Source organism: Enterobacter sp. HG048, from assembly GCF_024702055.1.
GTDB classification, from domain to species: domain Bacteria; phylum Pseudomonadota; class Gammaproteobacteria; order Enterobacterales; family Enterobacteriaceae; genus Enterobacter; species Enterobacter dykesii.
Genome location: NZ_JANLIZ010000005.1, coordinates 63,600 through 75,845, shown reverse-complemented (window position 1 = coordinate 75,845; position 12,246 = coordinate 63,600). Strand labels below are relative to the sequence as shown.

Below are 12,246 nucleotides of genomic sequence, written 5' to 3'. Positions count from 1 at the left end.
CCCGTGGGAGAGGGCACCAGACCGCAGAGGAGTCAATCACTCCCCAAGCGTCGCCACCATCACCGCCTTAATCGTATGCATCCGGTTTTCCGCCTGGTCAAACACGATGCTCGCCGGCGACTCAAACACCTCGTCCGTCACTTCCATCCCGCCGTGCAGATCGAACTCTTTCGCCATCTGCTTGCCGAGCGTGGTCTGGTCGTCATGGAACGCCGGAAGACAGTGCAGGAACTTCACGTTCGGGTTGCCGGTCAGCGCCATCATCTGCGCGTTCACCTGATACCCGCGCAGCAGCGCGATCCGCTCCGCCCACTTCTCTTTGGCTTCGCCCATCGACACCCACACGTCGGTATAGATAAAGTCCGCGCCCTTCACGCCCGCCGCCACGTCTTCCGTCAGCGTGATCTTCCCGCCGTGCTTCTGGGCCAGCGCGCTGCACTCCGCCACCAGGCTCTCTTCCGGCCAGCAGGCCTTCGGGGCCACCAGGCGCAGATCCAGCCCGGTCAGCGCCGCCGCTTCCAGCATCGAGTTGCCCATGTTGTTGCGCGCGTCGCCCGCGTAGACCAGCGTCATCTCGTTAAACGCCTTGCCCGGCAGGTGCTCCTGCATGGTCAGCAGATCCGCCAGCAGCTGCGTCGGGTGGAACTCGTTGGTCAGCCCGTTCCACACCGGCACGCCCGCGTACTGCGCCAGCGTCTCGACCACTTCCTGGCCGTGGCCGCGATACTGAATGCCATCGTACATTCGTCCGAGCACGCGCGCGGTGTCCTTAATTGACTCTTTATGCCCAATCTGGCTGCCGCTCGGCCCTAAATAGGTGACGCGCGCGCCCTGGTCAAATGCGGCAACTTCGAAAGAGCAACGTGTACGGGTCGAGTCTTTTTCGAAGATGAGCGCGATATTTTTACCGGTAAGCTTCTGTACTTCCTTGCCATTTTTTTTATCGGCTTTGAGCTGTGCGGCAAGGGTCAGCAGAGAAGTGAACTGTGCAGGGGTAAAGTCGAGCAATTTCAGAAAGTGTTTCTTGTATAAATCGGACATTTTATCCTCACATGGCGAACGCCACTCATTGAATTAAAATTCACTTTATATGTGTAATTATTCATTTGCAACCCCGTTTCACAAATCTTTCCAACAAAGGTGGAGGCAAACCCGTCCGTGTGTGAAAATAGAAGTATCTGCCGCACTTTAAAGAGGATTGAGCCATGGCAAACCCGGAACACCTGGAAGAGCAACGCGAAGAGACGCGTCTGATTATTGAAGAACTGCTGGAAGACGGTAGCGATCCGGACGCGCTGTACACCATCGAGCACCATTTCTCTGCGGATGATTTCGACGCGCTGGAAAAAATGGCGGTGGAAGCTTTTAAACTGGGTTACGAAGTGACCGAGCCGGAAGAGCTGGAAGTGGAAGAGGGCGACACCGTCATCTGCTGCGACATCCTGAGCGAAGGCGCGCTGAAGGCGGAGCTGATAGACGCGCAGGTAGAACAGCTGATGAACCTGGCCGAGAAGTTCGAAGTGGAATACGACGGCTGGGGAACCTACTTCGAAGATCCGAACGGTGAAGACGGCGAAGAAGGCGACGACGAAGATTACGTCGACGAAGACGACGACGGCGTGCGTCACTAAGTGATTCAGGCGGTGGCGCTCGCCACCGCTTTTTCAAGGCAGAACCATGGATTACCCGCAGATATTCGCCCCCGTACTCAACTTCCTCCAGTGCCCGACCCCGCAAGCATGGATTGATAAAGCCCGCGACCCGGCGAACCTGCCGCTGCTGCTCACCGACCACATGGTGTGCGAGCTCAAGGCCGCCCAGACCGCGCTGCTGCTGGTGCGTAAATACGTCGCCGACGAAAGCGGTGCCGACGCGCTGCTCGACTGGCTCAAGCCCTACGAACAGTTCACCTTCCGCGACGGCCCGGAGCCGGACTTCATCGCCCTGCACAGGCAGATTGGCAAAAGCGTGATGCCCAAAACCGACGACCCGTGGGGCCAGGCGCTCATCGACAGCATGGTGCTGCTGATTAAAGAGGAGCTGCACCACTTCTGGCAGGTGCGTGAGGCGATGCTGGCCCGCAACATTCCGTACGTCAAAATCACCGCCAGCCGCTACGCCAAAGGGATGCTGAAAGAAGTGCGCACCCACGAACCGCTGACGCTGATCGACAAGCTCATCTGCGGCGCCTACATCGAAGCCCGCTCCTGCGAACGCTTCGCCGCGCTGGCCCCGTTCCTCGACGACGACCTGCAGAAGTTTTATCTCTCGCTGCTGCGTTCGGAAGCGCGCCATTATCAGGACTACCTGACGCTGGCTCAGCAGGTGAGCGACGACGATATCTCACCGCGCATAAAGCTTTTTGGCGAAATTGAAGCCACACTTATCTCGACACCGGACCACGAGTTTCGCTTCCACAGCGGCGTGCCGGTGTAAACCGGCACAACTCAAGGATAAGGATGCGAGATGAATAAAACGTGGACCCGTTCCGTGATGGTTGTTGTGGTGGCCGCCGCCGTGGCGTTCTGGGTGTTCTTCGACAGGCAGCGCGCTCCGGAACGGCAGATGGATTCCGCCCTTAACGCGATGCCCGCCTGGCAGGTGATTAAGGAGCAGGAGCCCGCGCTGCATCAGCGCATCCTCGACCAGATGGCCGACCTGCAAAAAGCGGGCGAGCCGGAGCAGCAGATTATCGACACCATCCAGCCGCAGATCCTGCATCTGCAAATGACGCGCCTGCAAAACGCCCCGGACGCCAACGTGGTGAACTACATGACCATTAACATGGAGCAGACCGCCGCCATCCAGAAGGTGAGCGACGACGCCTGCTTCCGCTTCCTCTACCCGGCGGTGAAGGGCGGCGTGAACCCGATGCGCATGCTGGATAAAGACCTGATGGCGCGGCGCATACAGGCCGACGCCGACATGATGCGCGCGGCCTACGGCAAAAACCGCCACACCGTGACCCCGGCCGAACGCGAGGCGGCAGTTGAGGACGTGCGGCCGATTATGAAGGCGCTTGCCGATAAGTACGGCGAGGACATCCAGCTGCTGCAGATGCCGGAGAAGGCGGCGGGCAAAGAGAAGCTCTCCTGCGATATGGTGCAGGAGATGTGGGCGAAGGTGCTGGCGCTGCCGGAGCAGAAGGCGGCGAGGGTGATTCGGCTGGCGGTGTCTGAGGTGGAATGAAAGGGCGCTGGTTTTTTGGGCACTTAGCGCGGGTTTAGCGTGTCGTCGCTTGCATGGCGGCGCGCGACAGGTATAATCCACAACGTTTCCGCATCCCCTTCAGTGCCGAAGTGGCGAAATCGGTAGACGCAGTTGATTCAAAATCAACCGTAGAAATACGTGCCGGTTCGAGTCCGGCCTTCGGCACCATCGGAACATCAATAGACGTCAACGGACGTCTTTTTTTGTGCCTGAAATCCAGTATTTACCCATCATTCCCGCTATATTAACTCTCTTAAGGTCAATCGACTTCAACGTACATCTACCAACAGATGTTGGTACAGATGATGGTATTTCCGGTTCGATAATGCTTGTACCAACAGGGAGGGGATAAGCATGGCTCTAACAGACATCAAAGTCAGAACAGCCAAGCCAACGGATAAGCAATACAAACTGACCGATGGCAATGGTATGCATCTTCTCGTCCACCCAAATGGTTCAAGATACTGGCGTCTGCAGTACCGCTATGGCGGAAAGCAAAAGATGCTGGCTTTAGGTGTTTACCCTGACGTATCTCTTGCAGATGCCAGAGCTCGTCGCGATGACGCTCGTAAGCTTTTAGCAAACGGCATCGATCCGGGAGATAAAAAGAAAAATGATAAGATTGAGCAGGAGGAAGCACGTACTTTTGAGCAGCTTGCTATTGAGTGGCATGCCACAAATAAAAAGTGGTCGGAAGAACATAGTCGACGAGTGCTTAAAAGCCTAGAGGACAATCTCTTCCCTGCCATAGGTAAGCGGAATATTGCCGAACTAAAAACGCGCGACCTTTTAGCGCCCATCAAAGCTGTTGAGTTGTCTGGGCGTCTTGAAGTGGCTTCCCGTCTACAGCAGCGCACCACGGCAATTATGCGCTACGCCGTACAAAGTGGTTTGCTGGACTACAACCCCGCGCAGGAGATGGCTGGCGCTGTTGCTTCAAGTAACAGGCAGCATCGGCCTGCTCTGCAGTTGAAGCGAATCCCTGAGCTTCTGAAGCGCATTGATAGCTATACCGGAAGACCCCTTACTAGGCTTGCCGTCGAACTCACGCTCTTGGTATTCATTCGTTCAAGTGAACTACGCTTTGCCCGTTGGTCTGAGATCGATTTCGAAACATCAATGTGGACAATACCTGCAGAGCGCGAAGCTATTGAAGGAGTAAAGCATTCACAGCGTGGTTCAAAAATGCGTACGCCTCATCTGGTGCCGCTTTCTCATCAAGCTTTAGCGATTCTTAAAGATGTTTACAAACTTAGTGGTGATCGCGATTTTGTTTTCATCGGCGATCATGACCATCGCAAACCGATGAGTGAAAACACGGTGAACAAGGCGCTGCGCGTTATGGGTTATGACACGAAGGTAGAGGTTTGTGGGCACGGTTTCAGGACAATGGCCTGTAGTTCATTGATCGAGTCTGGATTGTGGTCGAGGGATGCAGTGGAAAGGCAGATGAGCCATATGGAACGTAACTCAGTACGCGCAGCTTACATTCATAAGGCCGAACATCTTGATGAACGGCGACTGATGCTGCAGTGGTGGGCTGATTTTTTGGATGCGAATAGGGAAAGCGAAGTTAGCCCTTATGACTTTGGCAAGTAGTCTAATTCCTGATGCTTGCTATGTTCGAATTTGAAAAGCCGGCTTGAACTATAACCCATACTTTTTTATAACTGTATTATTCTGGCGACTCAGAGGTGCACTATGAAAACTTTCGATACTCAACTTGCGATGAGCATTGTATCGCACTCAACGGGAGGTTTTAGTTATGACACACTCGCTAGGGCATTGATTTCTAAAGATAAAAACGAAAATTCTGACGTCCTTCTTGAGTCATGTCGAAATTTTTGTCTCTCTCTTGAGGAAAAAGGTATTCTGAGGCGATGCCAAAGATGTTCTCATTCTCAAGATGAGTATTTCGAGTATATTCCTCACTAACATCAGTCCCTGAAAATTTTTTCAGGGACTGATTACTCCGTTCTTGTCATCCCCTTTTTTCTCCTGTAGCTTGTGTAACACGATTCTGGGGGGCGATTGTGAGCAACATCAACTTAATAACCACATGTACAAACGGCAAACACTACGGTAGTAGGGATATATTGAGTCTGAGTCAATTTTCATCAGGCCGAACCCCTTCAAATGTGCTCGTGAATTCTTGGTGCAATGCTCTGAATGAAGCTATTTCTACATATGCAACTGTATGTGCAGAGGATCTTTATAAAGGTGGGCACTGGGCGACGGCTAAAGCCATCTTAGATGATTATCCTATTGATTTATGGATTATTTCTGCTGGTTTAGGACTCCTTCACCACAAAGACAATGTTGTACCTTATAAAGCGACCTTTGCTGTTGGATATGACGAATCAATACCATTGTATTCTCAAGAATATGTAGGGAAAAGTTTTCATAGAACATGGTGGAAAGAAATAACCAATAGATCTATTTTTAAATCTAAGCATCCTACATCTATTGTAGAATTAATGAAAAAAAGAAAAAGAGACTATTATATTATCTGTGGCTCTCCAGATTATATTAATGCAATTGAACTAGATATCATTAATGGTCTTGAGTATCTAGTTGATGCGAAAAAACAACTGCTTATTATAACTTCCAAAAAAATCAATGGTAGGTTAACTACATACCTTTTCAAAACCAACCAAAATATGGTTCAGTGGCTGAGATGCAATATGCTCATGCTTAATATCAGTGTGGCAAAATACATTGTGAAGGAATTTACGTCAAAACAACTCAATGATTTAAATAAGTTATCTCAAAAGTTAATAGAAGAACTCAAGGAGTTACCTGAGCGTGAAGTGAAAAAAGGAATTCGTCGTAGTCCGGAGGAAGTTAAGTCTTTCATTTTAAAGATTATGGAAAAAAATCCTGGTATCAGTGCAACACACGCGTTGCGTGAATTTCGTGACTCGGGAAATTCATTTGAGGAAAAACGTTTTCGGGCTGAGTTTATGGCCCTGAGAGAGGCTAAACCTTAATGCTACTTGCCTGGGTTTCATGGTAGAATCCCCCGTTTTTTGAGGCTTTGCAGTGGCGTCACAGGAGAGTAAGTTGTCGAAGCTAAAGTATTTTTTCCCTGATAGTCAGGATTTTATCGATCCCAGTTTCGACTTCTTCCGCGAAACGCGTAACGAACATCGCGTGCGTCAACGTGACGATCAGTATCCGCATGAGGTTTTTCCTTATCCTTACGATGGTATGCTGGTTTCTAAAGCTGTAGTTGATGGTCTTGGCGGCGGCGAAAGCAAATATACTCGTGCCCAGCGTTTGCGTTACTTTCGTAATGGAATGAAGCACTTTTTCCGTCTGCCGGAAAATATGGAAACTATGGGTGATTGCGGAGCCTTCACCTATGTTAATCAGGACGTCCCGCCATACCGTGTGGAAGAGGTGATTGAGTTTTACGAAACTTCCCGCTTTAACCATGGCGTTTCTCTCGATCATATCGTTTTTGGCTATGAAAAACCTGGTGAGGTATTCAGTGGCGAAGTATTGACTGAGTGTCGCCGACGCCAGGATATCACGCTGACCTTGGCTCAAGAGTTTTTAAATAAGTCTCAAAAGTCCTGTTTCACCCCCTTTGGCGTTGCACATGGATGGAGCAAAACCTCCTACCGTCAGTCTGTAGAGGCCCTGCTGGCCATGGGATACAAAAATATCACTATGGGGGGGATGGTGCCGTTGAAAACGGCGCAGATCCTAGAGACTCTCGAAGAGATTAAGCCGTTGCTGAAAAGTGATACGCGTGTTCACTTGCTTGGTATTGCCCGTCCAGAGAGTTTCTCCGACTTTATCAAGTTTGGTGTGACCAGTATTGACTCGACTACACCGCTTCAGCAGGCCTTCAAAGATCGAAAAAACAACTATCATACGCTTGATGGCCCGGCCTATACCGCTGTGCGTGTCCCTCAGTTTGATGCGAATCCAAGTTTGAGTCGCAAAATTAAATCTGGCGTGATTGATCAGGATATTGCACGGCATCTGGAAAAGGATGCCATGAATGCCCTGTTCGAATACGATAAAGGGGCTTTGTCCCTTGAGAAGGCTCTTGATACAGTCCTGGCTTATGAACGTCTGCATTCGGGTGAAAAAGAGGCCGACAAAATTCGTGCGGATTATGAACGTACGCTAGGAGAACGACCCTGGAAACAATGCCAGTGCAATATTTGCCAGGCCATCGGTATCAATGTCATCATTTTCCGCGGAGCAGAACGTAACCGTCGCCGCGGTTTCCATAATATTCAGGTGTTGTACAACCGTTTACAGCACACATTGTCATTACGCTCAGAGGAACTGTCATGAGTGAATATCGTGTTCCTGCCCTGCGAATCCGACAGGGTGAGGAGAGGCAACTCTATAGCCTTGCGATAGAAGGTAAACAGATCAGCAAAATTGCAGCGATTTCGCGTATTCGTCGCGGCGAAGAGAGTTTGGTTGGTTATCAGCGTCCAGAAGTACGTAACCATATTCGCGAAATTCAGCGCTACATTGAGAGCGCAAATCCGATGATACCAAACCCGGTGATTATCGCTTTTGATAAGCGTGTGCGTTTTGAACCGCTTACAGATAATGACGACATGGGACATCTGGTAATACCTTTCTCCGAAGATAAGGATTTTGAGAAGCCAGGTTTTATTGTGGATGGTCAACAACGTACTGCTGCTTTGCGGGATGCAGAAATCAATTCGTTTATGATGCCGGTCTCCGCTTTTATCGCTAATGACGCGGAAGAACAGCGTGAACAGTTCATGCTGGTTAACTCCACAAAACCGTTGCCCAAAACGTTGTTATACGAACTGGCACCGCATACCCACGGTCGTTTGCCATCCGATCTGCAAATGCGTAAGTTTCCTTCACTGCTGACTCAACGACTGAACTTCGGCGAAGGTTCACTTGCAGGGCGTATCAAAACGGCGACCAATCCTGATGGGGTTATTGCTGACAACTCGATGATCAAAATGATCGATGCCAGTCTTCGCGAGGGAGCATTGTATCGCTTCCGTGACCCGGCGACAGGGTTGGGGGATGAAGGGAAGATGGTGAAATTGCTGAATAACTTCTGGTCGGCTGTGGAAACTGTGTTTACTGATGACTGGGATAAAAAGCCTCGCTATTCCCGCTTGTTACATGGCGTTGGTATTCTTGCGCTTGGCAGCTTGATGGATGAAATCGATCAGGTCCATCAGGACTATAAAGGTGAACCTGGCTGGACTGAGATCCCTTCCTACACTCGTTTTGTCGAAGAGCTAAACCGAATAAAGCCGCTTTGTGCATGGAGCAGTGGCGTGTGGAACTTCGGCACAGATATTGATGGTCAGCCTATCGTCCGTAAATGGAACGAACTGCAAAATCTTTCAAAAGATATATCTTTGGTTACTGACTATTTGGTAACTAGCTATATGAAAACTGTCAATGCAGATATCAAATAAGGGTGACAACCCAATTGGCATTAGAAGTATCGAGTGCTGATTATCGACGTGGGGGCTGCAGATATGGTGCAGAAGTTCAAATTCTGTGCAAGCGCCAGACAGCCCCCATGCTTTCATTCTTATCAACAAACGCTGACCTTGTTACGATATATGTTCGTAACTCATGAAAAATCGAAATTTTTTTTTTGAAATTTAGTCATTTCACGAGTTTTGAAATCCGGTAAATAAGTCATAGGCCGCCCCGGATTACCCACCAATCCCCCTAAAAGTCATAGTAGACTAGTAACCGTGATCCCCCTCCTTGACAATCATCTTTACGGGTTGCAGTGTATGACATTGACCTTGTATTCAGTGATATTATACGTATAAAAAATCACCATTAATCAAAGGCTTTTAAAATCACTGTTACGCACAGCAAATTTATGGATGGATATATGCCCCTTGAAGCTGGCGACCTCGTTGACTCGCCTTATGGAATCGGCAAACTTATTCGCATTAACAATAATGATGCTCTAATTAAGTATTTCGATTCTCCCGTAAATTATGAAGGCATAGAGCAAACTGTCGAAGTAAAACACCTAAAAAAAGCCGAACTCCACGCGGAAAGTCTGGTTTATCGCTACGACTACGAGGTTGCACACTGGCAGATTGCACGTGTTGTTGGTGCTGTGCCTGGAGGGGTGCGTTTGCATTTTCCTAACAAGCAGCAGGAAGATGTCAGCTTAAATGATATCTTTGTGCGCTGGGATCGCCCTATCAGCGATGCTGCGGCCCTTCTGGCCGAGCGCATTACCTATACCCCCTTCTGGCAAGATGCCCGTCTAGCTTATCAGCATCAGATGCTGAAACAACGCAACGCTTGTGCTGGGATTACCTCTTCGCTGTCGTCCAGTATTGAACTCGAACCTTACCAGTTGGCCGTCGCGCGTCGGGTGTTATCTGACCCTATTCAACGCTATCTGTTGGCTGATGAAGTCGGCCTCGGGAAAACCATCGAAGCTGGGCTGATCGTGCGTCAACACGTCACGGAAAATCCGCTCACCCACTGCGTGGTGATTGTGGCGCCTGGAGTTCTGCACCGGCAGTGGCAGCAGGAACTTTCTGCACGTTTTCACCTGGAGGAACTGCTTAATAAGTCGATCCATATCATTGATATGGCCGCCTTCAGCACAGCGGACCCCCTGTCGTTCCGCCCCGATATGCTGGTGATTGACGAAGCTCATCAGGTCGGTGCCTGGGCATGGGATGCAGAGTACGAGCAGCGCTACGCTAGTGTGAACTACTTGGCGCAACAAAGTGAAAAATTGCTATTACTATCAGCGACGCCCGTAACTGGCAATGAAAAGAACTTCCTGGCCATGCTGCATCTGCTGGATGCTAAAAATTACCCACTGACTGACACTGGCTTACAGAAATTTCAGCAGCGTATCCAGCAGCGCGAAGAAATAGGTTCACTGTTCTACGCGTTTAACTGTGATAACGACAACATGACGCTGGAAGAGAACCTGGAAGCGTTGACTAGGATGTTTCCTGAGGATGAAGTACTAAACGGGATGGCTTCACAGTTGCTTCCCCATTTAGATATGATGCAACCGCTGCGGAGTGAGGCGCGTGATCTGCTGATCAATAAAATCCGCCACTACATTGGTAACCGTTACCGTCTGCACCACCGCCTGCTACGCAACCGCCGTAGCAACCCCGCCATTAGTGTCCTGATGCCTGGCTTGTCCGGCCTATCACTAAAAAAATATGCCACGACGAACGCCAGCAACGACATGATGATCGCCTGGCGCGAATCGGCAATAATGATGCACCCACAAGACCCCACGTTGGCGGCAATTTATCAGTTACTGTTTGAAGCCGCTATCGCTACGCCGGAACTACTGGCCCGGCTTGCAAACTATCGCTTACAGCAGGAGTCACTTGGTGCCGTGCAGGGCTTTCTCTATAGTGATTCACAGCTTGCGCTGTTGCAGCATCCGCTGTTTGATGGCGAGAAGGAGATCCTGCTTGAGCTGATAGACCGCTGCAAAATGGAGTGTGACAGCAAGCGCCAGCGCTTAATTGATGTACTGGAAAAACTTCTGGATAGTAACGTCAGAGAACTCCCTTATATTGTGGTGTTCTGTGACCAGCCATGGGTAGCCGACCAGGTATTTACCGACCTTATGATACCATTTATTGGCAAAATCCAGCGCCATAACCCCGACAAAGAAGTGCGCTTTGGCAAGGGAAGCAAATGCCAGATCTTAGTGTGCGATCGCCGGGCTGAAGAAGGTGTCAATCTGCACGGCGGGCGCAAGATTGCGCTGCATTACGACTTGTTGCTGTCGCCTAACCGTATGGAACAGCGTCTTGGCCGCTTGAATCGCTACTGCGCGACTGAGAGTGCGACTACTATCCTCAGCATGGCGCTGGTGAGTGAAGCAGAGGGTCTGCAAAATCAGTGGCTGACTATTCTCAATGAAGTGTTCGATGTCTTCGAAGAGTCGATTGCAAGCCTACAATACTTGATTGATGAGGAATTACAGCGGCTTATTTCCAATCTTTACCCGCTGGGTGAAGAGAGCATGATGCAACTCAGTGCGCGTCTGGCTGGTGAAGATGGCCGCCTTACGGTGGAAAAGCAGCGCATCGAAATGCAGGAAGTCCTGCTGCAAATTGATGGCGATATCATCGAAGCCAGAGAGTATGCCGATGCACTGGCGGATATAGATGAGAATGAAGATGAATTCCGCCGCTGCGCTCGTAATCTGATAGGTAATGTACTGAAATTCGATTTTATTCCAGATGAGAAAGATCCATCGATATTCCGCTATCGCTTCAACCCTGGTGATAGAGGGACGGGCACCTTAGTCAGTCCACAGCGCCTACAAAAACACTGCCTGCTGGGCTTTGATCTCAACCAATCTAGCGGAAGTTCGCCCATGACTTGGCCGCTTAGCTACTACCGGGCTGATACCTCTCAGGGTAAAATCCGCCCGGCTCGCTTGGGTGAACCTTTCCATGATGCCATCCTTCAAATGCTGGATTTTGAAGAACGCGGTGTTGCTAGCGCGATTATCCGCATCACACCAGGCATGGGCGATGAAAATATTTTTTTCCGCTACGATTTTCTGATTGAAGCTGATGTCAATACACCAGCACTGCAACGACTGGCCGACCATCTGATGCCTCCTGAAACCATTACCTTGTGGCTGGACCAGGCCGGCGAGCAGGTCACCAACGCAGAGGTGTTGATGATACTTAATGAAGACTATAAACCGAAGGATAAGGGCGGACGCCACCTAAATCTCAATGAGGAACGCTGGGCGCAGATCTCCCATTGCATCAGCGCTAAAGATTGGCGCACCTGGTGTAACGATAGCTATAGCATAGCCCAGCGCCTGGCGGTGGAACAGTTCGCCACACAACAGGCTCTCAGCCTGAGCCGACTGGAACATTATCTAAGCAGCGCCGCGCTGCATCATGCTAACCGGCAGGAGACAGGGCAGACGCTGCGCCAGGGTATTGCACAGCCGAAAATGACCTGCCTGGCGACGCGTGCCTTAATCATTGCATCAGAAGCTATATTGGATGAGGACTCATAAACCGG

The 12,246-nt window shown here is 50.2% G+C and carries 10 protein-coding genes and 1 tRNA gene; 9 read left to right on the top strand and 2 right to left on the bottom strand.

Annotation, left to right across the window (positions count from 1 at the left end):
* Positions 1-36 precede the first annotated feature (36 nt).
* Positions 37-1,041, bottom strand: coding sequence for an ornithine carbamoyltransferase (argF, locus tag NUX24_RS08710; protein ID WP_045907043.1), 1,005 nt, complete (start codon positions 1,039-1,041; stop codon positions 37-39).
* Positions 1,011-1,106: a hypothetical protein gene (locus tag NUX24_RS08705; RefSeq protein WP_239007012.1), complete on the bottom strand. Its 96-nt coding sequence runs from the start codon at positions 1,104-1,106 to the stop codon at positions 1,011-1,013. The genes argF and NUX24_RS08705 overlap by 31 nt, the downstream gene beginning before the upstream one ends.
* A 99-nt stretch (positions 1,107-1,205) precedes the next feature.
* Here NUX24_RS08705 and rraB point away from each other — a divergent pair, with 99 nt between their 5' ends.
* From rraB to dpdE, 9 genes are all read left to right on the top strand, one after another.
* Complete coding sequence (rraB, locus tag NUX24_RS08700) at positions 1,206-1,631, top strand: ribonuclease E inhibitor RraB (protein WP_014882320.1); 426 nt, start codon at positions 1,206-1,208, stop codon at positions 1,629-1,631.
* 46 nt (positions 1,632-1,677) lie between these two features.
* The gene (miaE, locus tag NUX24_RS08695; protein WP_257830990.1) at positions 1,678-2,436 is read left to right on the top strand and encodes a tRNA isopentenyl-2-thiomethyl-A-37 hydroxylase MiaE; all 759 of its coding nucleotides are present in this window, start codon (positions 1,678-1,680) and stop codon (positions 2,434-2,436) included.
* Positions 2,437-2,466: 30 nt separating this feature from the next.
* Positions 2,467-3,189 (top strand): topoisomerase II, encoded by a 723-nt coding sequence (locus NUX24_RS08690; protein WP_257830988.1) that lies wholly within the window; start codon positions 2,467-2,469, stop codon positions 3,187-3,189.
* A 104-nt stretch (positions 3,190-3,293) separates the two neighbouring features.
* Positions 3,294-3,378, top strand: a tRNA-Leu gene (locus NUX24_RS08685).
* Positions 3,379-3,564: 186 nt separating this feature from the next.
* A complete protein-coding gene (locus tag NUX24_RS08680) occupies positions 3,565-4,809 on the top strand; it encodes an integrase arm-type DNA-binding domain-containing protein (RefSeq protein WP_241515500.1) in 1,245 nt (414 codons plus the stop codon).
* A gap of 539 nt (positions 4,810-5,348) precedes the next feature.
* Complete coding sequence (locus NUX24_RS08675; RefSeq protein ID WP_308280938.1) at positions 5,349-6,200, top strand: hypothetical protein; 852 nt, start codon at positions 5,349-5,351, stop codon at positions 6,198-6,200.
* 73 nt (positions 6,201-6,273) lie between these two features.
* Positions 6,274-7,524, top strand: a complete 1,251-nt coding sequence (dpdA, locus tag NUX24_RS08670; protein ID WP_257830982.1) for a tRNA-guanine transglycosylase DpdA — start codon at positions 6,274-6,276, stop codon at positions 7,522-7,524.
* Positions 7,521-8,651, top strand: coding sequence for a DGQHR domain-containing protein DpdB (gene dbpB / locus NUX24_RS08665; protein WP_103774113.1), 1,131 nt, complete (start codon positions 7,521-7,523; stop codon positions 8,649-8,651). Before dpdA ends, dbpB begins: the two co-directional genes overlap by 4 nt.
* Positions 8,652-9,085: 434 nt before the next feature.
* On the top strand, positions 9,086-12,241 hold the full coding sequence (dpdE, locus tag NUX24_RS08660) for a protein DpdE (protein ID WP_257830979.1): 3,156 nt from the start codon (positions 9,086-9,088) through the stop codon (positions 12,239-12,241).
* Positions 12,242-12,246: the final 5 nt, after the last annotated feature.

Coding starts and splice junctions, on each gene's coding strand:
- NUX24_RS08690 (WP_257830988.1), top strand. CDS start 2,467: ATGAATAAAACGTGGACCCGTTCCGTGATGGTTGTTGTGGTGGCCGCC.
- miaE (WP_257830990.1), top strand. CDS start 1,678: ATGGATTACCCGCAGATATTCGCCCCCGTACTCAACTTCCTCCAGTGC.
- dbpB (WP_103774113.1), top strand. CDS start 7,521: ATGAGTGAATATCGTGTTCCTGCCCTGCGAATCCGACAGGGTGAGGAG.
- rraB (WP_014882320.1), top strand. CDS start 1,206: ATGGCAAACCCGGAACACCTGGAAGAGCAACGCGAAGAGACGCGTCTG.
- NUX24_RS08680 (WP_241515500.1), top strand. CDS start 3,565: ATGGCTCTAACAGACATCAAAGTCAGAACAGCCAAGCCAACGGATAAG.
- argF (WP_045907043.1), bottom strand. CDS start 1,041: ATGTCCGATTTATACAAGAAACACTTTCTGAAATTGCTCGACTTTACC.
- dpdE (WP_257830979.1), top strand. CDS start 9,086: ATGCCCCTTGAAGCTGGCGACCTCGTTGACTCGCCTTATGGAATCGGC.
- NUX24_RS08705 (WP_239007012.1), bottom strand. CDS start 1,106: ATGAATAATTACACATATAAAGTGAATTTTAATTCAATGAGTGGCGTT.